Below are 26,133 nucleotides of genomic sequence, written 5' to 3' on the forward strand. Positions count from 1 at the left end.
TGATCTGAAAGATTGTGCGATGTTTGAATTCCGAGCAATAAATTTAATGATTAGCGCAATGAAAATGTTGTGAAATGAATGTATGATGAAGTCGAGATAGATAATTTGAGAATTAAGATTAGAGGAGGAAGACATGGACTTTACAATTAACCGGAGCGTATTGAGTCGAGGCGCATTTTTTCTTCATGAAAAGGAGGCGTACAGCGGGGTTCACAAAATTGCCGACAAGGTGATGCATGATATAGAATTGGTCTTTGGCATTAGGCCAACCTCATCTGAGGAATTCAATAAATTGAGCTCCTGTGCGGTGATCTATGGAACCCTTGATCGCAGTCCCGTTCTGGAAAATCTGGCGGAGAAGGGGATCATCGATACGGAAGAGATTCGCGGAAAGAATGAAACGTATTTATTTCAGATTATCGACGCTCCTTGGACAGGAGTAGATAAAGCGCTTGTGATCGCCGGCAGTGATAAGAGAGGGACGATCTACGGTCTGTTCCATCTGTCAGAGGTACTGGGGGTCTCGCCGTTTGTCGATTGGAACGGTGTCAAGCCGCAGCGCCAGAATGAAGTTGTCTTGGAGCATAGCTCCCGGTTTGTTTCAAAAGAGCCGTCGGTCCGTTTCAGAGGTTTCTTCATTAATGATGAATGGCCTGCTTTTGGAACTTGGTGCAATCACAATTTTGGCGGATTCAATGCGAAGGCCTATGATCATGTATTTGAACTGCTGCTTCGTCTGAAAGGGAATTACTTATGGCCGGCGATGTGGTCGGCAAGATTTTACGACGATGGCCCTGGGCTTGCCAATGCGGAACTGGCGGATGAGTACGGGGTCGTGATTGGCGCTTCCCATCACGAACCATGTCTGCGTCAGGGAGAGGAGTACAAGTACTTACGGGGGAAGGACTCCATTTATGGCGATGCATGGAATTTTAGAACCAATGAAGAAGGGATCACCCGTTTTTGGGCGGATGGTCTGAAACGAAGCGGAAAGTTTGAAAATGTAATCACCGTCGGGATGCGCGGCGAGGCGGATACTTCGATTATGGGCAAGGATTCCACTCTTGCCGACAATATTGACCTGCTTCGCGATGTTTTGCGGACACAAAACCGTCTGATCAAGGAGCATGTGAACCCTGATCTGGAGCAAGTGCCCAAAATGCTGGCGTTGTACAAAGAGGTGGAACCCTTCTTCTATGGGGATGATAAGACGCCCGGCTTGATTGGCTCGGAAGAGTTGGAGCATGTTATTCTGATGCTTTGCGATGATAACTTCGGAAACTTGCGGACCTTGCCGACCGAGGAAATGCGTTCGCATAAGGGCGGCTACGGCATGTATTATCATTTTGACTATCATGGCTGGCCGATATCCTATGAGTGGATTAACAGTTCCTATTTACCGAAAATATGGGAGCAGATGAGCACAGCCTATGATTTTGGAATCCGTGATCTGTGGGTAGTCAATGTAGGTGACATTGGCACGCAAGAATTCCCTTTAGCTTATTTTTTGGATCTGGCCTATGATTTTGATCAGTGGGGAACAAGTGCTATCAATAAGACGGATGAATATACACGGCTTTGGGTTGAGAAGCAATTTGGGGGAAGATTCGAAGAGATCGATCTGAAAAAAATTCAAACTATTCTGAACGGGTACACCAAAATTGCCCATAATCGTAGACCTGAAGCCATGAATGCGGAGGTTTATCATCCCGTTCATTATCAGGAGACCGATAACCTGCTGGCCGAGATTGACCGCTTGATGGATCTGGCCGATGAGTTATACAGGAAGATGGATGACGAGGTGATGCCCGGCTTCTTCTCCTTGGTGTATTATCCGGCTATCGGAAACCTGAATTTGCAGAAAATGCAGCTGCTGACCGGCAAAAATCATTATGCGGCAAAGCTGAATTGTATGGAAGCGAATCAACTGGCAGAGCAAATCAGAGCTTGTATGCAGAGGGATCAAGAACTTGTGGACGAATATCACACCCTGGCTGACGGGAAATGGTACGGCATGGGCTTGTCCGAGCATATCGGCTTCACGCAATGGAATGAAGAGGAAAGCAGATATCCAGTTCTAATGCAAGTCATGCCTGTCAGGAAGCCAAGATTGTTAGTCTCGATCGACGGTACCGCACAGCGTTCGGAGGGCAGCAGCTGGCATACCCATACACTTTATTTGAAGGACTTCAAAAATCCGGATATTGTGGAGGCTTCCTTAACCATTAGCAGCTTGAGCGACTTGGATGCTCCCTACGAGATGGTTTGCGAAGCTCCATGGTTATCCTGTTCCAGTTATAAGGGAATCCTGGGCGGAAACACCAAAACAGTGGAAAAGATCAGGGTGCGCATTGACCGAAGCAAAATGAACCAGGAAACCGAAGCTAATATTATAGTGAAAATACCTAAAGGAAAATGCACGATTATTGTAGATGCCAAGCAGCCTGAGTTAAGCGGATTACCGGAAAAAACGTACGTGAATACCCACGGCTATATTTCCATCGAAGCTGAACACTATTTTGCAAAATCTGATGTCGGGCAAGGAGAAACAGCAGCAGGCTTTCAGGTGATTGAGGGATATGGCAAGACTTTGTCGGCCATGAAGGTCTTTCCGACTACCCGGTATTTTACCGCAGGTCAAGATGCGCCGTATTTGGAATACCAATTTGTTGTTCATGAAGCCGGGACCTATGAAGTAGAATTGTATATGCAGCCCTCCAATCCGGTGACCGTAGATAATACGATATATTATGGAATTCAAGTGAATGACGGACAGATTGCTGTAAATAATTCGATCCCCAAAGGCCAACAAGTAGGAGATTTAGGGTTCGAATGGGCTGCTGGAGTACTGGACAATATTCGTTACCATCGTCATACGGCCACCTGCAGCGCCGGACTGAACAAGCTTAGGATCTATGCGGTGAGTCCCGGATTTGTACTTGAGAAGCTGGTCATCCATTTGGCAGGGAAGAAACCTGACGAGAGCTATTTGGGACCGCCAGAGACTTATTATGTCAGAAAAGCATGATAAGCCCGCTTATACTTCCCGGGGGATATTCCTTCTGCTTTCTTAAAGGTGCGCACAAAATTAGCATAATCATTAAAACCGGATAAATAGCAGGCCTCCGTCACATTTTTGCCTTCTAACAATAGGGTTTTGGCACGGGCCAGCTTGCGATCCAGGAGAAAAGCACGCAGGGTAATTCCTGTGTGCTTTTTGAATTCCTGGCTCAAATAACGCCCGTTTAAACGGAATTTCTCCTCCAGTAGAGCAAGGTCTAGACGTTTATCCAGATTCTGTTCGAGATATTGCATCGTTTCAAGAATGTAGTTTGGCATAATATTGGTGTACGAATTTGTCCTATGACAAAACAGATTGTGAACAAACAGGAGAAGAAGAGAGGCATAGGCATCCCGCTTGATCGAATAACCATATTCTTTATGGTCTACAGTATGTTGCAAACTTTTGGTTAAATGAAGGAATTCCTGAACTTGATCCGTCGTCATAGACAATATATTGTTCTTGCCGATGGGACGCTGGTAAAAGCATGCCGATAAATTTATGCCAGGGTGGGATAACTGATGGATGTAATGTTTCTCCAGGTTAATGGTAACTCGCTCATAAAGGGACTCGTCATCGCAAACAATGCGGTGCATTTCATTCGGGTTAAGGATGATCAAATCATTCGCCGATAATTTATAGCAAAACTTTTCAATATAAAAACGAACATTTCCCTGTAAAAACAGAAAAATCTCACAGGAGCTATGACGATGATAGGAATAGCTGGCATCCCCGGTAGAACGTTTATGGGCGATGGCCAGGCAAGTATCCATGGTATGTGCATAGGAACTACTGTTCATCATAGGAAGATCCTTTCTGCTGTCTTGGGCTAACTTATCCTCTTCAGAAATGACGCACTCTTCATTCTGTTGATTTAATGCTATAATAGCATATTTTTTTTGCTGCTGTTTACTCCTCTATTAACGTCATTTATTTCACGTGTACAAAGCCGCCTACACATGGTCATCGGATTGCGCTACGCAGCCTGCAATGGCGCTCGTCCACAACGAAAATTTAAAAAACTGACCCCATTGGAGTACCGACGCAGCTTGCCGCCTAAGGGCTTTTTTTCAATGTCCGCCAAATGTAAACCGGAAAGAAGACCGATCCCTAAGAAAGAGTAATAAAAGCTCGGTTATCAGAAAGTCGATGGAAGAAACTTCAAGGCATACAGTAACGCCCAGTCCTGATCGTTTGCCCAAGGGTCCATATATTGGCCTCTCACACCGTTGATGGAGAAAGGATAAACATAGGCAGATGAGCCGAATCCGTCCCGGTCAAACAAACACAGGTTGTTCCGCAAAATGGTATTTGCCTGCCGGTCGTATTCCGTTTCTCCCGTTGCCTGATAGTAGTATTTGTAGGCAACGGCCGTAAGTGTACTCCAGTAGTGCGGGAATGTGTCGCCGTAAAGCCGCCTTTTGCCAAACCAATAGCCGTCCCAATGCCGGATCGCGACCCGGTTCAGGCGGTAATCCGGCTGCTCTCCGTTAAACAGCGACAAGATGCGGATGTGCTGTTTGGCCGAATGCAAATAACGTTCCTCGCCAGTTAGCAAATACATCTCTGCCGTGTAGCTGGCGGCCGGCGCCACAATGCTCTGTTCGTAATTGACTTCATGTGGCGGGTAATGGATGCCGTTGTCTACAATCATGTCGGCATGCTTTTGGTACAACGCTAACAGGTTGTTGCTTTCTACCGTCATCCCTTGCTCGTTAAGCAACTGAACGGATTCCAGCATCGGCATGCCGATGCAGTAAAACTTGTGTCCGTCGTTGCGGTAATAAGCCAGAATAGTTTGGACCATGTGCTCCAGATATTTCTTTTCTCCTTTCAGCTTGAACAATTCCATCTGCAATACGGCGATCCAAGGATAGTTATACAGCCGGTGCCACTCGGCATTTCGGCCTACGTTATTATAAACGGCGCCGGAATGCTCGTCATACAGTTCTCGCCGGATGAAGTTGTAGTAGAGATCAAGGCTTTGCTCCAGTTCGGAATGGTCCGTTCGAGCCCCTTTCATTCGGCTCAAATAAAGAGCGATTAACGCTCCCATCCCGACTCTTTCGCGCCCTGCATTGTAATCGTGCCGTTGCCCGTAATACGTCGAATTCGTCTCCTTATCGTATATCAGGTAAGCGCCTTGCAGGGGACTGCTTTCATCAATGTATTGCTGTCTTCCGGCAATATATCGGCAACGAGCGCCAGCAATCTCTTCCAAAGTCGGCAGGCAAATCCCCTTGATGAACGTTCTGTCATTCCCGATCCGGAACGTAAAGGTATATTCTCCCGGTTGGTCCGGCCTAAACGCGGCGGCAACCGAATCGTTCCCAATCACGTAATCAAGTTGTTGGTTATTGACGGTCAGCTTCAGAGCGTTCCAATCCCGTTTGGACTCAGCCGAAACCGAGAACGTCTCTCCAGGGAATATCGCATACTCGTCGGCCAGGGTCTTGATAAAACCCGGGACGGATGAAGCTTTGCGATAAAAGTCGTCCGCTCCGTCATGCCAGAACATAACCCAGGAAAGTTCATAGGCTTCATTCGGCTTTAATGAAAACAGGGAAGGCAGCAAAATGAAGTCTCCGCGATCGTTGGAGTTCTCCTCGCGCCATACGCTGTACCCAAACAGGCGGCCGGATGTCAGAACCAGCCCGAGATGGGGGGCCTCTCCTCCCATCCGCAAGGCACAAACATAACTGGTGCTTTCGCCGCACCAGATATGCGTATGGCAACGTCCGGTATGACAAGTGCCGGCATCCTGATAGTTATCATTGAAGGTGGCGAAAATACCCAGATCGCCAGGTCCGAACGATTGGGGAAGGCTCGTTTGGTTGACAAAAGTAATTTTTTCCTGGAATATGCCTTGGGATTGGAATCCGCGTTCCACCTTGATCGACATACCAGGGGATGTATAGGTGGAGACGGAGGCAATGCTGCCAGTCACCAGCGTTTCCACATGTGCAGGCGCCGAATTCCGATTGGCGGGGTCCCCAAAGGTGAAGCTTCCCCATAATTGTTTGCCTTCCACCCAATTCATCCCGTGTGGATCGTGCGGATGAACGAACGACCGGATCCCTCCGGTTTCCGTATCGATTTCGATCCGGTAATCCGCCGCCTGCAAGACGGCTGAATTCTGATTATTCATGTTCATACTCTCCTTCGCTCTGTACTTCAAATATTTGCAGCGTCTCTATTCTATAATTATAGCTGCCTATTTCGGTTTGATATTGTATGATTATAGTCAATGTCTGGTAGGATTCTGTTAGTTTGCAGGAGGGAATAGTATGGAACCAATTTACTTCGAAGCATCCAATACGCATACCGCTTCGCCGATACGTATGTACTTGAATAAGCGATTCTACCCCGCCCTGAATCACGATTGTTTCTTAAAGTGGCATTGGCACGCCGAACTGGAAATCATTTATGTCGTGAGCCAAAAGGCGGTATTTTATATTGATTCGAGCCGGATTGAACTTAAACAAGGCCAGGCGGGGATCGTAAATGTCGGGCAACTGCATGCCGGTTATTTTGCCGACAAACGGGACGTTGAATTCTACGGTATATTGATTGACCCGCGAATATTATCTCTCCATATGGAGGATACCTGTCAGGTCAACTACATTGATCCGCTGCAGCGTCATCTGACGAAGTTTCCGTGCGCAATCACGGGGGATCAGCCGCATGAAACCGAGATGCTGCAGCAGATCGTCAAAATGATCGATGTGATCCAAGAACAAAAGGCGGGGTATGAACTCGCCGTCAAAGCGTGCATGTTTAATTTGTTATATGAATGTTTGGCGAACGGAAGGATGGAGGAGCGGCAGGCGATGGGAACGAAGGGGATGCCCCGGAAAATTCACCAGTTCAGGAGGATTCTTGCTTACATGGAAGAACATTATCAGGAAAAATGGTCCGTCCAAACGCTTGCCTCGCTGGTTAACATGAGCACCGATCATTTTTACAAATTTTTCAAATCTTTTACTGGCATGTCGCCCATTGAATATGCGAACGACCTGCGAATACAGAAAGCGAAGATTTTGCTGGTTAAAGACCGGAGCAAATCCGTTACGGAAATTGCGCTGCAGACCGGATTTTGCGATGCGAGTTATTTTTCGAAGCAATTCAAGAAGTTTGCCGGCTGTACGCCGCTTGAATTCAAACGCGAAGCAATTGGACTTAACTTCGTTTGGGACGATAATCAAGGGTTGTCCAAAGGGGAACAGGATTTATAAGTCTGACGTTTTTTATAAATGTAGACAATTGTCGTTTGAAAGGTAGACAATCGTCCGAATCGGTTGTTTAAACTAGTCCGATAAACGGAAGCCAAAGGGCATTTGTCCCACTAAACCTAAAACCGCATTCTGCACATGAAAGCGGTTTTTTTATGTTATCTTGAATAAGCAAGTTCCAATACAAAAGGGGAAAGAAGGGGTGCGGGTTGAAACGAAAACAGATTTCGCTCGTTTTGCTGGTTGTCATTTTAATCGCTCTGAGTGCCTGCAGCAGCAACGAGAAAGTAGAGAATATCTCTCCGAACAGCAGTTCCGAAACGGCCGATCCGTTCGGAAAGTATGACCAGACGGTTACTATTAATATCGGTAAAGGAGTCGACCCAACGGACAAAACTTTGCCAACCGGCGATACGCCGGAGAATAACGATTATACTCGTTACATTAAGGAACAAATAAATATCGATACCAAGATCGCCTGGATGGCCGCCAACGGTAAAGATTACGATCAGAAAGTAAATCTGTCCATTGCCAGCAACTCGCTTCCCGATGCCATGATCGTAAATGAAATTCAATTGCGGCAAATGGTCAAAGCCGACATGCTGGAGGACCTGACGCAGACATATAACGATTATGCGTCACCGCAGATGAAGAATCTCATGGATAAGACGGAAGGCCGAGCGCTGCAAACGGCCACGTTTGACGGGAAGTTATATGCCATCCCGAATATTAACCCCCAATCGGACGGCGTTCATACGGTGTGGATTCGCAAAGATTGGCTGGATAAGCTTGGCCTGGAAGTGCCCCGGACGCTGGAGGATCTGGAAAAGGTAGCGTTGGCCTTCGTGGAGGAGGATCCGGACGGCAACGGTGAGAAGGATACGATTGGCATCTCCGGCCCGCAAGGCGGGGGCAGTCTTTACACAAGCGGCACCAACAACACTTACGGATTCGATCCGATCTTCAGCTCTTTGCATGCGTATCCGGGATACTGGCTTGAGGACGCAGAAGGAAAGCCGGTTTACGGATCCATTCAGCCGGAAACGAAAACGGCGCTGGCCAAGTTGCGGGATCTGTACGCCAAAGGCCTGATCGATCCGGAGATGGGAGTCCGCAAAGACGCGACGGAACCGGTCGTTTCCGGCAAAACCGGTATTCTTTTCGGCCCCTGGTGGCTGGGCTACTGGCCGTTTCCGGATGTGCTGAAGAACGATCCAAAGGCGAATTGGCAGGCATACATGGCGCCGCTTGACGAGAATGGAGAATTTAATGCCCACATGGGCTCTACCACCACACAATGGCTTGTCGTCCGCAAAGGCTATGAGCATCCCGAAGCACCTGTGAAGATGCTGAATTTGCTCCTCCGTGATGAAGGTACGGTATTTGCCTCATGGACGGTGAACGCCTCCAACTATCCGCTGCGTATCGTTCAAGCGGCGGTGGATGAGACCGAGTTTACAGCTCGGGCGCTTCGGGAGGTGCTGGCGGGAACGAAACAGCCGGCGGATTACGACAATACGACGGAATATAAGCTGCTGAAGAACGACATAGCGAACATTAAAAAAGTAAAGCTGGAGCCATATGACGACCTGGATATCGACGCATGGAATCCATCTGCCGATCTGGCCAACTGGAGCCGTCTATACTCGCTCATGGTCGGAATTCCGTATTACAAAGAGGATTACAACAAGATTTACAGTCTGTTCTACTCGCAGACCAAGACCATGGAAAGTCGCTGGGCAAACCTGAAGAAGCTCGAAGATGAGACATTCCTCAAGATCATCATGGGAACGACGTCGCTGGATGATTTCGATAAGTTCGTGAGCGATTGGAAGAGTCAGGGTGGAGATCAGATTACGCAGGAAGTAGCGGAAGCGATTCAGCAATAAGGCTAAGTTTGAATGAAGAAGGCGCCGGCATGGCCGGCGCCTTTGCTTAAGAGTGAAAGGAGTGATGAGCTTGAGAAACAGCGGTTTTACAAAACACTATTACATTATGCTTCTGCCTGGCTTCGCTTGGCTGATCCTATTTAGTATCGTTCCGATGTTCGGAATCGCCATCGCTTTCCAGGATTTCACCCCCGGCCGTGGATTTTTTGGCTCGGACTGGATCCAATTGGAAAATTTTAAGTATTTATTTTCACTCAATGACAGCAGGACAATATTCATCAATACGATCGTCATTGCGGTTGGAAAAATCGTTGCGAATCTGATTGTTCCCCTGACGTTCGCATTAATGCTGAACGAGCTGCGAGTGACCGTGTTGAAGCGTTGGATTCAAACCATCGTCTACATGCCGCACTTTTTGTCCTGGGTCATCCTGTCGGGGATTTTGCTGGACGTATTTTCTTATCATGGACCCGTTAATGGATTATTGTCCATATTCGGCGTGGATCCGATACTCTTCTTCGCAAAACCCGGTTTATTCCCCTTCTTGGTCATCGGAAGCGACACTTGGAAGGAGTTTGGGTTCAATACCATCATTTATTTAGCCGCGTTAACCGGCATCAATCCTGCGCTCTATGAAGCTGCCGCCATGGATGGCGCCAACCGGTTTCAGCGCTTACTGCATGTCACGCTGCCGGGGATATCGACAACGATAGTTCTTCTGGCCGTCCTCAGCTTAGGGAATGTGCTGAACGCCGGCTTCGACCAAATTTTCAATCTTTACAATCCGATGGTATATTCAACGGGCGATGTCATTGACACCTGGGTGTATCGAACCGGGTTACTGAATTTGCAATACGGACTGGCAACCGCAGCAGGTTTGCTGAAATCTGCCGTCAGCTTTGTCCTCATCGTTCTCTCCTATACGCTCGCATCCAAATTCGCCAACTACCGTATTTTCTAAGGGGGAACAGGATATGGTTCTTGAAAAATCTTCTTTATCCAAACTGATCGATGTCTTGCTAATCGTTATCTTAATCTTCATCGCGATTCTCTGCGTATTGCCGTTGTGGTACACGCTTGCCGTCTCGCTTAGCGACAAAGCTGCGGCCGCCGCGGGGAACGTGCGATTATGGCCGGTAGGCCTCAATTTCAACTCGTACGAGCAAATTATCGGCGATGCGAAGTTCTTTCGTGCGTTTCTAATTTCAGTGGAGCGAGTCGTATTATCCGTGATCGTCAGCCTTGCCGTAATCGTGCTGATGGCTTATCCTCTTTCAAAGAGTACGCAAGAATTCCGGCTTCGCAATGTGTTCATGTGGATCTTGGTCTTCACGATGATATTTAATGGGGGCTTGGTTCCCTGGTACATGACCATCAAATCCCTACATCTCATCGACAACATCTGGGGGCTTGTGCTTGCCGGCGGTCTCCCGGTCTTTAACGTTATTCTTGTCGTCAACTTTTTTCGCAATTTGCCTAAAGAGATGGAAGAGGCCGCTTTGGTGGATGGTTCGGGCCCCTGGCTCATGTTGATTAGGATATTTATCCCTGTATCCGTGCCGGTTCTCGCTACCATCGCCTTATTTACGATCGTGTTCCATTGGAATGAATTTTTCAACGGTCTTGTACTGACATCGAATGCGGCCAATTATCCGCTCCAAACGTATATCCAGCAGTTGGTGGTCGTGATTAATACGCAGAACATGACAGAGGATCAGCTCAAGACGCTGAATGAAATGTCCAATCAAACGCTGAATGCGGCGAAAATCTTCATCGCGATGATGCCTGTGCTGGTGGTTTATCCGTTTCTGCAACGGTTCTTCATCCATGGAATCACGCTGGGAGCCGTCAAGGAATGATTGGATCCGATTTAGACAATGAAAAAGGGGCGTGAATCGATTATGATTTAACTAACAGCAAGAAGGAGGCGGTTCTGGCGTGATCAAAGTCCTCGTGGTGGATGACGACCGCTTGGTCCGAAAGGGAATCATCTCGGCCATGCCGTGGCGGAATTTCGGCATGGAGGTAATTGGGGAAGCGTCCAACGGCAGCAATGCTTTAGAGTTCTTGGAGACCTGTGAAGTGGATCTGTTGCTGACGGATTTAGCTATGCCGGTCATGACAGGGATCGAATTGATGCGGGAGGTGCGTAAGCGATATCCATATGTTCATATTGTCGTGCTAACGCTGCACCAGGATTTCGAATATATACAAGAAGCGCTGCGTCTGGGGGCAATTGATTATATCGCGAAAGTTCAACTCGAACAGGAAAAATTCGATGAAGTACTGGAACGAATTGCAACCAGAATCCGAACATCACGGCCAATGAGAAACGGAAGGGAAGCGCTCGAAACCAATAACAGCCTTCATGAGGTTTCGGAAGAAACTCTGGACAGGTGGAAAGAGGGTCTCCGATCTTTAGAATGGCTCCCCAATGAAACGTTGTTTCGTAAGATCCTGGAGGAGTGGAAAGGGGTGCAGTTGCCGCAGACCAAGTGGATCGCTTTGCTGGCCGAATGGGTATACGAATGGAACCGAATGTTCGGGACGGATGACATATTGAAAATTGAGCTTCCGGATACAATCGTAAACGGAGAAGAGGCATGCCAATGGCTTTGCCGGATTCGGCAAAGTATCCGCGACCTTATCAAGAAGCGGAACGTTTCCCTGGAAGTAAGCGGAGCCATCATGAAAGCCATCGACTTCATGCAAGACGATCTAAGCCGGCAGATCACCGCCGCAGATATCGCTTCCCGAGTTAATATGAGCAGAAGTTATTTCAGCCAGTGCTTTAAGGATATCATGGGTGTCACCTTTAACGAATATTTGCGGAATATTCGAATCGAGAAAGCGAAGGCGTACTTGATCGGAACCGGCAAAACCGTTCAATGGATAGCCGAACATACGGGATATATGGACGAAAGGTATTTTAGCCGGATCTTCCGCGACCAAACCGGGAGTTTGCCCAGCGAGTTCCGGAAGTCGTTTCGAGAGGGGGGATTGCGATGACCTTGAAGAAGCGAATCGCGATCTTTTTTCTGCTGTGCTCCATGATTCCGTTTGTCAGCATCTCTCTAATTTCATTATTGACTATGGACTCTATTCTCTCCAATAAGGTCAGAAAAGGGTACGAGAACAACTTGGTGCAGGTAAAGATATCCTTCGAGAATACATTCAGCAACTTGAATCATGTTTCGCAGCAGTTGGCTTTCGAAGGAACGATCGGCCAACAGTTAAATCAGCTTTTGTTCACTCGGGAGCCGTTTGAACGATCGCAAATCACGAAGCAATTAAAAAGCCAATTAAGCCTTGTTACGTTTACGAATCCGAACATTGGGATGGTTCTGTATTATTTCACTTCGGATAAAAGCATCATGTTCGAGAATTTTCCCGTAAAAGATGGTTTCAATCCGGATAAGCTCCCTTTGCTCGCCCATTATTACGGCATCAGCTATTACGGCCCTCATAACAGCAACAGCAGGTTCGATAACCAGTTCGTCCTGTCGGCGCTCCGGAAAGTGGATTTGCCGGATCATGACGATGTCTATATTTATATCGAGAGCGGGCTGCATCTTACTCAAAATTTGCTCGAGAGCAATCAGTACGGCAACGCGCTCTCCCATCTTATACTGGACAACGACGGCAGGATCGCTTATAGCGAAATACCAGATCAGTATAGAAGAAATGAAATTTTTCCGGACCATCGCAGCGGGCTGGTGTCCGGCTCGGATAAAGCGAACTATTGGTTCAAGATCAAAAGTGCGCAAGGCTGGAGCATAGTCTCGATCGTACCCAAAACAATTTACAACAAAGAAATTCACCGGTGGTACATTCAAATGGCATTTTTCTCTTTTTTCTTCGTTTTGATCGCTTCCGTTTTGGCTTTGTTGCTATGGAAGATGATATACAAACCTTTGAATTCATTCAACAGGGAGATTAAGTATTTTTCTCAAAATTCGCCTCAGATTAAAGTGACGACTGTTGCGACCCGAATTCCCGAATTCGATCATCTGCTCCTGCAGTTGAGGTCAATGAAGGAACAAATCTGGAATCTGTTCAGTGAAATTGAGCAGAAGGAGAGAGTCAGGGCGGATTTGGAAGTCGAGAAATTGCTTTATCAGATTAATCCTCATTTTCTCATGAATACCCTGGACACGGTTCATTGGCTTGCCGTTATGAATGGGCAAGCTGAGATCGACAGGCTTGTCCTGGCGTTGAATAAGCTTCTGCATTATAACTTGGGCAAACTTGGGCAAACTTCGACGATCGGAGAAGAAGTGGAGGCCTTAAAACAGTATTTGATTCTTCAGCAAATTCGGTATGATTTTCAATTCGACGTGCAAATTCTGGTGGACGAGGATACGATGAACACAGTGATTCCCCGCTTTATTTTACAGCCGCTTGTGGAAAACTCGCTTTATCATGGTTTAAGCGACGATGGGTATATCCGCGTGCAAATTCGGATGACGGATCAAATTGAGATCCAGGTTCAGGATAATGGCGCCGGCATGTCGCCGGAAAAGATCTGTCAATTGTTGAATACAACGTCGTCAGCTCAACGTAAAGCGGGATTGGGAATCGGAATGAATTACGTCAAGCGGGTGCTTGCCGCTAAGTACGGAGAAGCGGCCAAGCTGGACATTCAAAGCGAACCTGGCGTTGGAACGATAATTGTGATGCTGTTGCCGGTGGGAGAATCCAAAGGAGAGCAGGATTCGTAATAGTCTGTTTCCCCTAATAAACGGGGTCGTGGCGGAATTGGCAGACGCGCACGGTTCAGGTCCGTGTGGGCTACCCCCCGGAGTCCTCTCGACCGCATCAATATAACAATGAACGAGCTCTTGAGTTTCCTATAGCGGAAATTCAGGAGCTTTTTGCATACTCGGGAATTCATAGGTATTGCTCATCTACCTAAAAAAGGCTAATATCCGATGATTACAAGGTAATATACGATGAGACAATTATCCAAAGAGAAGTTACTATAAGTATAGCGTTTAAACGCTTTCATGGTGATTGCGCACACCAACTCATGACGATGATTTCCCTTTTCATTGCATAAGAAAAGGTAAAAAACAGGGGGGAATCGTTGAACACGTTTCTTGGATATTTATTCAATAAGGAGGGTTATGGGATGCTTTTTAAAAGAATAATGGCCGTCTCATTGGCGGGATGTTTGGTTGGCGCAGCATTGACGGGCTGTGGAGGAGAAAGCGAATCCAGCGCAAACAGCAATGGAAGCGCTTCAAATAATGGGCCGACGAAACTGACCGCTATAATCGTAAAAAACTCGCTCACGAAGGATGTTAATGAGATGCAGTGGCTTTCCGATTTGGAGAAGAAAGCCAATGTAGATATCGAATGGCAGCAAATTTCTGCGGACTGGGACCAGAAGAAGAGCGCTTTGTTTGCCAGCGGCGAAATTCCGGATTTGCTTTTCAATGCAACAAGCAATTCCGATTTCGTACAATTTAGTGGATTGTTTGAAGACCTTAGCCCATTAATTGAGAAGGATGCGCCTAACATTCAAAAAATGTATAGCGATATCCCCGAATTAAAAACGCTTTCCACTCAAAAGGACGGAAATATCTACAGTACGCCCAGATACAAAAGCCTCTGGCCCAATGCCACAGCGACGATGTTTATCAATAAAACCTGGCTTGACAATCTGGGCATGAAAGTCCCCACAACTTGGGATGAGCTGGAGGAGACGCTGATCGCTTTTCGCGACGGTGACCCGAATCAGAATGGCGACACCAAGGACGAGGTTCCGATGGATTTTAACCCGATAGGATGGGAGTATACGCCAAAACTTCTGCTCGGCAGCCTGGGCTTGCCGTTGTCCAATAATATGGGGGATGGTTACTTTACGGAAGACGCGCAGGTTAAGAATTTTTTTGTGGATGAACGTTTCAAAACATTGATGCAGTTTTTGCAGAAGTTGTACAGCGAAAATCTCATCAATAAGGAAGTTATTACGCAGGATTATTCCAAATATCAGTCCCTCGCACGGGGCAACGGTTCCACCGCAAAAGTGGGCTTTACTTGGGGGTGGGAGTCCGGTGACCGGTTTGGCAACGATTTGAAGGACCAATATATTGCGTTGCCACAGCTCAAGCAGCATGCTGATTCGACGAATCAACTCTACTGGAGTAATGACTATTATTACCAGAACTTCGGGGACAATGCGGTTGCCATGAGCGCCAAATGCAAGAACAAGGATGCGGCGATGCGATTTATCGATGCTTTTTACGAGCCCACCGTCAGTCTCCAAGTGTTGTTCGGCGGCATGAACAACACCGACAAAGGCATTAAAGATAACGGGGATGAGACGTACCGAGTTCTTCCTCCGGCCGACCCTTCGCTGGATCCCGGCTCCTGGAAATGGACCAACACGTTTGCGGACATAGGACCGATGTATATTGCCGACGATTTGAAGAATAAATTGACGCTCGGCACTGATATGCAGAGCGTATTGAAGGAGAAATCGGTCTATAACGATTTGCTTGCCAAGGCGGACCCGAAAACGAATGTCTATCCGCAGACATTCATGAAATACAGTACCGAAGACATCAATACGATGGCCATGAACCAGGCCAATATCAACAACATTACAGATCAGCAATGGGCGCGTTGGATGATGACGGATGCCGATATTGAGAAGGAATGGGGAGAATATATCGCCAAAGTCAATAACTCCGGTCTCAAGCAGAACCTGGAAATTCGCCAGAAGGCCTATGAGGAGTACTTGAAAAAGGGGAGATAGGAATGAAGCAAGCAGAGACCACCCAGTGGTCTTTCCCTGTCCGCAAAGGAAAGAGTTTGGGAAAGTACCTGGGGAACTATCAATTATGGATCATGGTTCTCCCTGCGGTAGTTTATATTGCGATTTTCTGTTACGGACCGATGTACGGCATTCAGCTTGCTTTCCGGGAATTTGACTTTAGCAAAGGGATTACAGGAGGGGATTGGGCCGGTTTTAAGTACTTTGAGCAATATTTCAACAGTCCGATGTTCTGGCCCACGCTCAGGAACACGTTCGTTATTGCCTTTTTTTCGCTAGTACTTGGATTCCCGATGCCGATATTGCTGGCGCTGGTCATCAATTCCATCCGAAATCACAAGCGCAAACGCGTGCTGCAGACGACGGTCTACATGCCTTATTTTATTTCAACCGTAGTTATGGTCGCTTTATTGCAAATTATGCTTTCTCCCACAACGGGCTTGCTCAGCAACTTGCTGAAATGGCTTCATCTCATTTCTGCAGATGCAAATCTCCTTGGCGATTCTGGAGCATTTGTCCCGGTCTATGTCCTTTCCGGAATTTGGCAGTTGTGCGGTTGGAACAGCATTATTTTTATCGCTGCGCTATCCTCGGTGGATACCCAGCTTTACGAAGCTTCCAGAATTGACGGGGCTAACCGCTGGCAAATCGTCCGGCATGTGGAATTTCCGGCGATTCTGCCCACGATTATTATTTTGCTGATCATGAATATGGGCAGTATCCTGAGCGTTGGCTTTGAAAAAACCTTCCTGATGCAGAACAGCCTCAACAAGTCCGTGTCGGAAGTCATCTCAACCTATGTGTTTAACGTCGGAGTTAAATCCAACCAGTTCAGCTTCGGCTCGGCCGTCGGCTTGTTTAATACAGCTGTCAACTTCCTGTTTCTTATGCTGGCTAACCAGCTTGGAAAGAAGTCGTCGAACATCAGTTTAATGTAAGGGAGGCGAAGTCATGTCTTGCTGGAACATACAAAATTCGCAGAGTATAGCCCGTTCGAGCAGCTTGGCTGACCGGTTGTACACGGCTGTCGTGGTTGTTATCAGCATCTTTTCGTTTATTATTGTGGCCTATCCGCTTTACTTTATCATCATCGCTTCATTCAGCAATTCCATGCTGGTTAGTCAGGGCGAAGTTATCCTGTGGCCAAAAGGAATCAACTTTTACGGTTACGAACAAATTTTTCGCGACGGACGTATTTGGCAAGGGTATCTGAACACGATCATTTATACGGTACTGGGTACTTTGCTGAATTTGGCGATTACGATGCCGGCGGCTTATGCGCTTTCCCAAAGGGGATTCATCGCACGCAAAGTCATTATGCCGCTGTTTGTGTTCACGATGTATTTTGGCGGCGGAATGATTCCTACGTATCTGCTGATCCGTGACCTGCATTTGCTTAATACCCCCTGGGTCATGATTGTGAACGGGGCGCTGAGTGTCTACAATTTAATTATTACCCGGACATTTATTGAAAGCTCGATTCCGGAAGAGCTCTATGAAGCGGCAACGCTGGATGGGTGCTCGCATTTTCGCTATTTCATTTCTGTTGTGATGCCCTTATCTAAAGCGGTTATTTCGGTCATTTCCCTGTATTATATGGTAGGCCACTGGAACGATTTTTTTAACGCGCTGCTCTATATTAACAAGGATGAGCTCCAACCGCTTCAGATCGTTCTGCGCAATATTTTGTTGTCGAATCAGGCCTTTGCGGGCGGAGCTGGGTCCGGCGCGGGCGCGGGTGCAGGCAGCTATGCCCAGCAGTTTGCGGATCAGATCAAATATGCGGTCATTATCGTATCGACGGTACCTGTATTGATGGTGTATCCGTTTATACAGAAGTATTTCGAAAAAGGGGTTATGATCGGCGCGGTCAAAGGCTGATGCGTATCTAGGCGTATATCCTTACCGGATTGGGGGAGGTAGCTGATGAAGAAAAGTCTAGAACTATTGGAATCCTTCGGTGAGCCGGTTTCACGGGATATGAAGGAAACGCTGGCTCACGGGAGCAGACAGTTTCGCATGAGCGTACACATGACGAGAGTTCCTCCAATCAACAACGTTGTGTTGTATTCGCATTGGCATGAGGAACTGGAGTTCTTGTTTCTGGCAAAGGGAAGCGCACTGGTTCATATCGGTCAGGAAAAAGTTACGGTACGAAGCGGCGAGGTTGTTTTCATCCCGATGAACCTTCTGCATTCCGCGAGCCGGCTGGATCAGGAGGAAATCATTTTTTATGCCGTGCTGGTGCACTTCAATTTTCTCTCCAGCCTGGAAAACGACCAAGTTCAACAGCAATATGTTTTGCCGCTATTTATGCAGAACTGCCGCTACCCCAACCTGATTACGCGCGAGATGGACGCAGAGTTGCGTCTCTACCCGCTATTGGAAGAAATACGCGATGTCTATGAACAAGAACCGCCCGGTTACGAGTTGCTGGTCAAAGCCAAACTTTTTGAGGTTTTGTACCGCTTGCAAAAGTGTGCAGTCCCTGACGATCTGAATATTGGGAAACCGAGAGGCAGCAACTCTTTACTGGCCAAAAAAGTGCTGGCCTTCGTTCAGCAAAATTACGGAAAGCGCATCACCCTTGCGGATATGGCGCAGCACGTGAACCTGAGCCCGGCTTACTTTTGCCGCTTTATGAAAAAACAATTTGACCTCTCGCCAATGGATTTTTTGAACGAATATAGGATATCCGAAGCGATAAGCTTGATGGAGACTACTGACAAAAAGATGACGGAAATTTCCGAAATGACGGGTTTTTGCAACATCAACCGGTTTACGGAGACCTTTAAGAAATTTTACGGCTGCACGCCTGCCTATTACCGGAAAACTATTCGGAATCATGCGCGGGACGGACAACATGCCGTAAGGCGTGACGCCGATTTGAAATCAAATTAATCCAACACAGGGAGAAGGGAAAATAGCACAATGGCCTTTTTTTCGAGACAAGGAAACCAGTTGATTTGGCAGGGCAACGGGGAGACGCTTTGCCTTGATCCTTGGGGACATGACAGCTTGCGCGTTCGCAGCGCAATGATGGGCGAGGTTCTTGATACGGATTACGCCTTGCTGACGCGGGAGCTCCAGGGTGCGGAGATCGTGATCGAAGACAATGAGGCATTCATTAGAAATGGGAAAATCAAAGCGGTTTTGAAGTTTAACGTCTGGACGAGAAATTGTCGGATCAGCTTTTTTGATCAAGAGGGGCGTTTGTTGTTGCAGGAACTGGACAGCCATGGCTGCCTCAACCTGTCCGCACGCAAGTTCAAGCCTATTATCGGCGGAGATTTCCGTTTGACCGCCAGTTTTGAGTCCAACGATGAAGAGAAGCTGTACGGCATGGGGCAGTATCAGCAGGAGATCCTTAACATCAAGCATTGCAACCTTGAGCTTGCGCATCGTAATTCGCAGGCCAGTGTTCCGTTTGTGCTGTCGAGCCAAGGCTACGGATTTTTATGGCACAATCCCGCCGTGGGAAGGGCCAGCTTCGGCAAAAACGTGACCGAGTGGTACGCCGAAAGCACGAAGCAGCTTGACTACTGGATCACAGCGGGTGATACTCCGGCCGAAATTGTAAGCAATTACGCCAGCGTGACCGGTTATGTTCCGATGATGCCGGAATACGGGCTTGGCTTCTGGCAATGCAAATTGCGTTATTGGAACCAGGAGCAGCTGTTGGAGGTAGCTCGGGAGTATAAACGGCGCAATCTTCCGATCGACGTGATCGTGTGCGACTTTTTCCATTGGCCGAAGATGGGCGATTTCCGTTTCGAAGAGGAGTTTTTCCCTGATCCGAAAGCGATGGTGGATGAGCTTAAAAATCTGGGGATCGAACTTATGGTATCCGTATGGCCGCAGATCGACTTGCAAAGCGAAAATTTTGAAGAAATGCAGCAAAGAAACATGCTGGTCAAACCTGAAATGGGCGTCAATATTTGCATGCGTTTCGGGGGCGAAAGCGTATTCTACGACGCGACAAATCCGGAAGCGCGCAAATATGTCTGGGAGAAGTGTAAAAAGAACTATTACGATCACGGCATCCAGGTCTTCTGGCTGGACGAAGCGGAACCGGAATACAGTGTATACGATTTTGACAATTATCGCTACAAGATGGGGCCGAATGTGCAGATCGGCAATGTCTACCCGCAGCTCTTTTCCCGTACGTTTTATGACGGTATGACGGCAGAGGGACAACAAAATGTGGTGAATCTCGTTCGCTGCGCCTGGGCAGGTAGTCAGCGTTACGGCGCACTGGTATGGTCGGGAGATATCCACTGCTCGTGGGAGGCTTTCAGACGGCAAATTTGCGCGGGACTGAATATGGGGATTGCCGGCATCCCATGGTGGACCACGGATATTGGGGGATTTGGCGGCGGTGATCCCGAAAGCGAGAGCTTCCGTGAGTTGTTGGTACGGTGGTTTCAATACGGCGCGTTCTGCCCGGTTATGCGTCTCCATGGCGACCGTCAGCCTACGCGGAAAGTATACCGCAAGGACGGCTCGGAAGCCTTGTTCTCCGGCAGCGACAACGAGGTTTGGAGCTTCGGCGAGGAAGTGTACCCGATCCTGGTAAAATATATGAATTTACGTGAAGCGATGCGCCCATATACCCGAAGATTGATGCAGGAAGCGCATGAGCAGGGCTCACCGGTGATGCGGCCGATGTTCTATGAGTTCCCGAAAGAGGAGATTTGCTGGGACTTGAAGGATCAGTACATGTTTGGGCCGGACCTTCTGGTGGCGCCTGTTCTGCAGGAGGGTTCCACCGAGCGCGGGGTGTATCTGCCTGCAGGGGCCGAATGGACCGAACTGCGTAGCGGACGCGTCTACAAAGGCGGCAAGACGATCACCGCCGCCGCTCCGCTTGAGGTGATCCCGGTATTTCTGAAAAACGGGGCTTACCCGGAATGGGTTGGCACGATTTAATTTGAGCGTTGCTTCTTTCCGGCCAATATGCAGTTAATGGCGTCCAATACTTGAGTTTCCTGTCGCGAAGGATTCAGGAGCTTTTTGGCGTGGAAGCCTTAATATATTCCGAGAAATTTTTTTGCAAGTACATGGAATTAATATCCTCTCTCAAATGATGATGGATAAGTGCGTCCAGTTGATCCATTTCCTGATTCATCATCAATTCGAGAATGGTGCTATGCTCTTGATGGAGTTCCGCCAGCTTTTCCTTTCTCAACATATGCAGCCTGCGGTATCTGGCGTAATGGACGCTCAACTGCTGAATCAAATTCCACAGGAACTCCCTTCCGGCCAGCCGAAACAGGGATTGGTGAAAAGCGTCGTCCAGATTCATAAATCGTTCGCTGCCTTCGTCTTCATGGATGGCGGTTAGCTGCTTGTCCAAAATCTCCTTGAGCTCATGAACGCCTGTGAGCGGAAGGTGGGAGGACAAATCTTTGGTAATTTCCTTTTCCAGTAGGCTGCGCAAATAAATGATCTGTTCCACCGAATCCAAGTCAATAAAGGAAACAAGATTGCCTTTCTTCGGATAGATATCGATATAGGACTCCAAGCTGAGCTGCTTCAGCACATCGCGAAGCGGGGTCCTTGAGATTTGGAAACGTTCGGATAGGGCGGTCTCGCTCAAAATGGTGCCGGGCTTTAGTTGTAGAGTCAGGATTTCGTTTTTTAATGAATGCATAATCTCTTCTTTAATCGACATGGAGTCTCCTGCTTTGCTTTTTTTAACTAGTATACATGATTGATACCATGAATAAAAGTTTTAAGCGGTTGATGAGTGTATTGACAAGTGGTTTCCTATATTTTATGATCAAGGCAATCTTGTATACAAGGTTGTCTTGATCACATGATAGGGAGGGGTTTTTGAAATGAACATGACTTGGAGATGGTATGGGGAAGGGAATGACAACATTACCCTTGACCATATCCGGCAAATTCCCGGGGTTATGGGAATCGTCTGGTCCTTGCACGACAAAGTGGCTGGCGAAGTATGGGAAATGGAACGGATTCAGGAAGTGGCCGACCAAATTACAAGCAAAGGCTTCAGTACGGCGGTCGTGGAAAGCGTCAACGTTCATGATGATATTAAAATCGGCTTGCCGACGCGCGACAAATATATCGATATCTATATCGATACCATTCGTAAATTGTCCAAAGTCGGCGTTAAAGTGATCTGCTATAATTTTATGCCGGTCTTTGACTGGACGCGTACGGAGCTGTACAAAGAGCTTCCCGACGGCTCGAACGCGCTCTTTTATGAAAAGGCTGCCATTACGGATAATCCGCGGGAGATGGTGGATCGGATTCTGAAAGGCGCCGGAGATTTCACGATGCCGGGATGGGAACCGGAACGGCTGGCGAAGCTGGATGAGCTGTTCGCCGCCTATGCGGATGTGACGGAAGAGAAGCTGTTTGAGAACCTGAAGTATTTTCTGGAGCGTATTATACCGGTATGTGAAGAAGTGGATATCAAGATGGCGATCCACCCCGATGATCCGGCTTGGCCGATTTTTGGTCTGCCGCGCATTATTCGCAGCCGGGACACGATCCGCCGGATGCTGGATGCCGTGGACAGTCCGTATAACGGCCTGACCTTCTGCACGGGGTCGCTGGGAACGAACCCCGAGAACGATCTCCCGGCGATGATCCGCGAGTTCCATGACCGGATTCATTTTGCCCATATCCGCAATGTGAAAGTGTTCGATAACGGAGACTTTATCGAGGTGTCCCACCGGGGGCGTGACGGCAGCGTAGATATCGCGGAAGTCGTTAAGGCCTATCACGAGAACGGATACACCGGTTATGTGCGTCCCGATCACGGCCGGCATTTGTGGGGAGAAGAGAAGAACTGCCGTCCGGGCTATGGCCTGTATGACCGGGCGCTGGGCGTCATGTATTTGCTGGGCGTTTGGGACAGCCTGGAAAATGTGAAGGAGACAAAATAATGCTTCGACTATCCTTAAACCATATTTCCGATACATCGGCATGGACGGCTGCAGGCGTGGAACTTCCTCGGTTTGATATCGCGCAGGTGAAGAAGAATACGAGTTCAAAGCCGGAATGGGTTCACTTCGGCGCAGGCAACATCTTCCGGGGGTTTGTGGCGAATGCTCACCAAAAACTGCTGGACAGCGGCAAAGCGGATACGGGCATCATCGCCGCGGAATCGTTTGATTTTGAGATGATCGACAAGGTCTACAAGCCTTATGACAATTTGACACTGCTGGTACTGATGAATGCTCGCGGTGAATTTCAGAAGAAAGTGGTCGCAAGCATTGTTGAGGCGATTACGGCGGACAAAAACCGGGAAACGGATTACAGCCGCCTAATCGAAATCTTTGAGCATCCGAGTCTGCAAATGGCCAGCTTCACCATTACGGAAAAAGGATATTCCCTGACCGGCCCGGACGGTCATTTCCTAGGCATTGTGGAGAAGGACATGGAAGCAGGCCCCGTACAGCCGATTCACGTGATGAGCATTGTCGCCTCGCTGGCTTACCGCCGCTTTTTGAAGGGCCGATATCCGATGACTTTCGTCAGCATGGATAACTGCTCGCATAACGGTGACAAGCTGAAGCACGCGGTATTGACGATTGTCAAGGAGTGGGCGAAGAGAGGGTTGGTCGAACCGGGCTTCATCGACTATCTTGAAGATGAACGCAAAATCTCGTTCCCGTTGTCCATGATCGACAAAATTACGCCGCGTCCGTCGGAAACGGTGCAGGCCGCGCTGTTGGAACAGGGCGTCGGCGAAATGGATGTGATCGTCACCTCCAAGAACACCTATACCGCGCCTTTCGTGAATGCGGAGATCAGCGAATATCTGGTGATCGAGGACAAGTTCACCAACGGCCGGCCGCAGCTTGAAGAGGCAGGGATTATTTTTACGGATAGAGACACCGTAAATAAAGTGGAGACGATGAAGGTTACGACCTGCTTGAATCCTCTCCACACCGCCCTCGCCGTATCCGGCTGTCTGCTTGGGTTTACGTTGATTGCGAATGAGATGAAGGACGATACGCTGCGCAGATTCGTGGAAGCGATCGGCTACGCCGAGGGGCTGCCGGTCGTAGTTGATCCCGGCATTTTGAATCCCAAGCAATTCCTGGACGAAGTGCTGCAGGAACGTTTCTCCAATCCGTTTATTCCCGATACGCCGCAGCGGATCGCCACCGATACCTCGCAGAAAGTGGGGATTCGTTTCGGCGAAACGATCAAATCGTACATTCGCCGGGAGGACCTTGACCCGGCCGAGTTAACGGCCATCCCGCTGGCGATTGCCGCTTGGTGCCGTTATTTGCTGGGCGTGGACGATGAAGGCAAGCCGTTCGCATTGAGTCCGGACCCGCTGCTGGAAACGTTGCAAGGGCATTTGGCAGGGGTAAGGCTGGGAGATAAAGTCTCGGGAGTTCGCGCTATCCTTGAGGATGAGAGCATTTTCGGCGTTCCTTTGTACGCGATCGGACTTGGGGAGAAGATCGAGCGCATGTTTTATGAAATGCTGGAAGGTCCGGGGGCCGTACGCAAAACGCTGGAGAAATATTTGAAATAAGAGCAAGGAAATGGGACGGAACGAGGCGGAAGCACAGCTGTCCTAAAGAGATGGCCCTGTATAGATCAGGGGCCATCTTTTTTTCTTAAAAATGACAGCTTATAAACTTAAATATGCCCGATTGAATGCGGTTTCGAATCGTCGTAGAGTATTTGTATTACGAATTCTATCGATGCAATTAACGTGAAAGGATCGATGAAAATTGGCCATTATACAGTTTCCGAACGACTTTAGTTGGGGAGCCGCGACAGCGGCTTTTCAGGTAGAAGGGGCAATAAACGAAGATGGACGCGGCATATCGATTTGGGATACCTACACGCGTATTCCGGGAAATATACGCAACGGAGACAATGGCGATGTTGCCTGTGACAGCTACCATCGCTATGATGAAGATATTACTTATATGAAGAAACTCGGGATTAAAACCTATCGATTTTCGATATCCTGGCCCAGAATTTTCCCTGACGGAGCGGGTGAGGTTAATGAAAAAGGGCTAAACTATTATCACTGTTTAGTAGACAAATTGCTTGAAAACGGGATTGAACCGTTTTGTACCTTATATCATTGGGATCTTCCGCAGGCTCTTCAGGATTTGGGGGGCTGGAAAAATCGGGAGACCATCGATGCCTTTGTACGTTATGCCGAAAGGATGTTCAGGGAATTTAAAGGAAAAATTAGATACTGGGTCACCTTTAATGAGCCTTGGTGCGTCTCTTTTAAGGCCCACTACATCGGAGACTTGGCTCCCGGAGAGAAAAACCTGCAAAGCGCGCTTGACGTTGCCCATCACTTGATGATTGCCCACGGCAAGACCGTCCGGCTATTCCGACAATTAGGGTATCCCGGGCAGATCGGCTATGCTCCTAACGTGAGCTGGCATGAACCGTTTAGCTCCAAACAAGAGGATATCGATGCCTGCCGCCGAAGAATCGGATGGATGGTGGAATGGTTTATGGATCCCGTTTTTAAAGGCGAATATCCTGATTTCCTGACCGAGACCTTTGCCGCTCTGGGAGCGAAGGTGCCTATTGAACCGGGTGACATGGAAGCTATTCACCAGCCGATCGATTTTTTGGGGATAAATTATTATACCGGTTCTTTGGGGCGTTACAAGCAGGGCGAAGGCTTGTTTGAAATAGAAGATACGGATGAAGGATATGATCGAACCGATTTTAACTGGACGATTTATCCCAGTGGCCTGTACAAGGTACTCCTTCATATTACGAATCGCTATGGTCAAGTTCCGATCTATATCACGGAAAATGGAGCCTGCTATAATGACGAACCCGTTGATGGGAAAGTGCGGGATGAAAAACGGATTGACTATCTACGGAAGCATTTACTCCAGTTGAGCCGGGCGATTGAATCCGGTGTCCCGGTTAAGGGGTACATTACCTGGTCACTGCTGGATAATTTTGAGTGGGCCGACGGATACGGCAGGCGTTTCGGGTTAATCCATGTGGATTTTGATACTTTGATTCGAACGCCAAAAGACAGCTTTTTCTGGTATAAAAAAGTTATCGCTAACGGCTGGTTGGAGGTTTGAATAAGGGATGGAGTGATATTGAATCTTGAGCCGCCGGGGGGCATCCCCTGGCGGCTTTTTCTGCTGTTGAGCGTTCAACATCGTTATTTTTGTATTTTGG

General features: G+C 48.1%; 19 protein-coding genes, 1 tRNA gene and 1 pseudogene. 17 read left to right on the top strand and 4 right to left on the bottom strand.

The window, feature by feature from the left end:
- The first annotated feature begins 133 nt into the window (after positions 1-133).
- A complete protein-coding gene (locus tag ACZF99_RS08660; RefSeq protein ID WP_483610855.1) occupies positions 134-3,028 on the top strand; it encodes a glycosyl hydrolase 115 family protein in 2,895 nt (964 codons plus the stop codon).
- Here ACZF99_RS08660 and ACZF99_RS08665 read toward each other — a convergent pair.
- Together ACZF99_RS08665 and ACZF99_RS08670 are read right to left on the bottom strand one after the other, a co-directional pair.
- Positions 3,010-3,864, bottom strand: coding sequence for a helix-turn-helix domain-containing protein (locus ACZF99_RS08665; RefSeq protein ID WP_483610857.1), 855 nt, complete (start codon positions 3,862-3,864; stop codon positions 3,010-3,012). The genes ACZF99_RS08660 and ACZF99_RS08665 overlap by 19 nt on opposite strands.
- 335 nt (positions 3,865-4,199) lie before the next feature.
- Entirely contained in the window at positions 4,200-6,209 is a 2,010-nt protein-coding gene (locus ACZF99_RS08670; protein WP_483610859.1) for a hypothetical protein, read from the bottom strand.
- 139 nt (positions 6,210-6,348) lie between these two features.
- Between ACZF99_RS08670 and ACZF99_RS08675 the strand changes: the two genes are divergently transcribed.
- The 8 genes and pseudogenes from ACZF99_RS08675 to ACZF99_RS08710 all read left to right on the top strand — a co-directional run bounded on the left by ACZF99_RS08675 (position 6,349) and on the right by ACZF99_RS08710 (position 14,000).
- Positions 6,349-7,296, top strand: coding sequence for an AraC family transcriptional regulator (locus tag ACZF99_RS08675; protein ID WP_483610861.1), 948 nt, complete (start codon positions 6,349-6,351; stop codon positions 7,294-7,296).
- Between the two features lie 206 nt (positions 7,297-7,502).
- Positions 7,503-9,182, top strand: a complete 1,680-nt coding sequence (locus ACZF99_RS08680) for an extracellular solute-binding protein (protein ID WP_483610863.1) — start codon at positions 7,503-7,505, stop codon at positions 9,180-9,182.
- Positions 9,183-9,252: 70 nt separating this feature from the next.
- Complete coding sequence (locus tag ACZF99_RS08685; RefSeq protein WP_483610864.1) at positions 9,253-10,143, top strand: ABC transporter permease; 891 nt, start codon at positions 9,253-9,255, stop codon at positions 10,141-10,143.
- A gap of 13 nt (positions 10,144-10,156) precedes the next feature.
- Entirely contained in the window at positions 10,157-11,041 is an 885-nt protein-coding gene (locus ACZF99_RS08690) for a carbohydrate ABC transporter permease (protein ID WP_483610866.1), read from the top strand.
- A gap of 79 nt (positions 11,042-11,120) precedes the next feature.
- Positions 11,121-11,492 (top strand): annotated as a pseudogene (locus ACZF99_RS08695) (response regulator); the annotation flags it as partial.
- Positions 11,493-11,945: 453 nt separating this feature from the next.
- Positions 11,946-12,191, top strand: a complete 246-nt coding sequence (locus tag ACZF99_RS08700; protein WP_483612613.1) for a helix-turn-helix transcriptional regulator — start codon at positions 11,946-11,948, stop codon at positions 12,189-12,191.
- The gene (locus ACZF99_RS08705) at positions 12,188-13,903 is read left to right on the top strand and encodes a sensor histidine kinase (protein WP_483610868.1); all 1,716 of its coding nucleotides are present in this window, start codon (positions 12,188-12,190) and stop codon (positions 13,901-13,903) included. Before ACZF99_RS08700 ends, ACZF99_RS08705 begins: the two co-directional genes overlap by 4 nt.
- A 22-nt stretch (positions 13,904-13,925) precedes the next feature.
- A tRNA-Leu gene (locus tag ACZF99_RS08710) sits at positions 13,926-14,000 on the top strand.
- Between the two features lie 306 nt (positions 14,001-14,306).
- Here ACZF99_RS08710 and ACZF99_RS08715 read toward each other — a convergent pair.
- On the bottom strand, positions 14,307-14,477 hold the full coding sequence (locus tag ACZF99_RS08715; RefSeq protein ID WP_483610870.1) for a hypothetical protein: 171 nt from the start codon (positions 14,475-14,477) through the stop codon (positions 14,307-14,309).
- A 16-nt stretch (positions 14,478-14,493) separates the two neighbouring features.
- Here ACZF99_RS08715 and ACZF99_RS08720 point away from each other — a divergent pair, with 16 nt between their 5' ends.
- From ACZF99_RS08720 to ACZF99_RS08740, 5 genes are read left to right on the top strand one after another with little or no spacing between them, the layout of a single operon-like run.
- Positions 14,494-15,945 (top strand): type 2 periplasmic-binding domain-containing protein, encoded by a 1,452-nt coding sequence (locus ACZF99_RS08720; RefSeq protein ID WP_483610872.1) that lies wholly within the window; start codon positions 14,494-14,496, stop codon positions 15,943-15,945.
- Positions 15,946-15,947: 2 nt separating this feature from the next.
- Entirely contained in the window at positions 15,948-16,901 is a 954-nt protein-coding gene (locus ACZF99_RS08725; protein ID WP_483610874.1) for an ABC transporter permease, read from the top strand.
- Positions 16,902-16,914: 13 nt separating this feature from the next.
- On the top strand, positions 16,915-17,844 hold the full coding sequence (locus tag ACZF99_RS08730) for a carbohydrate ABC transporter permease (protein ID WP_483610876.1): 930 nt from the start codon (positions 16,915-16,917) through the stop codon (positions 17,842-17,844).
- A 45-nt stretch (positions 17,845-17,889) separates the two neighbouring features.
- Positions 17,890-18,864, top strand: a complete 975-nt coding sequence (locus tag ACZF99_RS08735) for an AraC family transcriptional regulator (protein ID WP_483610878.1) — start codon at positions 17,890-17,892, stop codon at positions 18,862-18,864.
- Between the two features lie 30 nt (positions 18,865-18,894).
- Complete coding sequence (locus ACZF99_RS08740) at positions 18,895-20,892, top strand: glycoside hydrolase family 31 protein (RefSeq protein WP_483610880.1); 1,998 nt, start codon at positions 18,895-18,897, stop codon at positions 20,890-20,892.
- 73 nt (positions 20,893-20,965) lie between these two features.
- Here the strand turns inward: ACZF99_RS08740 and ACZF99_RS08745 are convergent, their stop codons facing one another.
- On the bottom strand, positions 20,966-21,637 hold the full coding sequence (locus tag ACZF99_RS08745; RefSeq protein ID WP_483610882.1) for a GntR family transcriptional regulator: 672 nt from the start codon (positions 21,635-21,637) through the stop codon (positions 20,966-20,968).
- 166 nt (positions 21,638-21,803) lie between these two features.
- Between ACZF99_RS08745 and uxuA the strand changes: the two genes are divergently transcribed.
- From uxuA to ACZF99_RS08760, 3 genes are all read left to right on the top strand, one after another.
- Positions 21,804-22,880, top strand: a complete 1,077-nt coding sequence (gene uxuA, locus ACZF99_RS08750) for a mannonate dehydratase (protein ID WP_483610884.1) — start codon at positions 21,804-21,806, stop codon at positions 22,878-22,880.
- A complete protein-coding gene (locus ACZF99_RS08755; protein WP_483610886.1) occupies positions 22,880-24,487 on the top strand; it encodes a mannitol dehydrogenase family protein in 1,608 nt (535 codons plus the stop codon). Before uxuA ends, ACZF99_RS08755 begins: the two co-directional genes overlap by 1 nt.
- A gap of 202 nt (positions 24,488-24,689) precedes the next feature.
- A complete protein-coding gene (locus ACZF99_RS08760; RefSeq protein WP_483610888.1) occupies positions 24,690-26,033 on the top strand; it encodes a GH1 family beta-glucosidase in 1,344 nt (447 codons plus the stop codon).
- Positions 26,034-26,133 lie beyond the last annotated feature (100 nt).

Source organism: Paenibacillus sp. JL3B1040 (genome assembly GCF_057063165.1).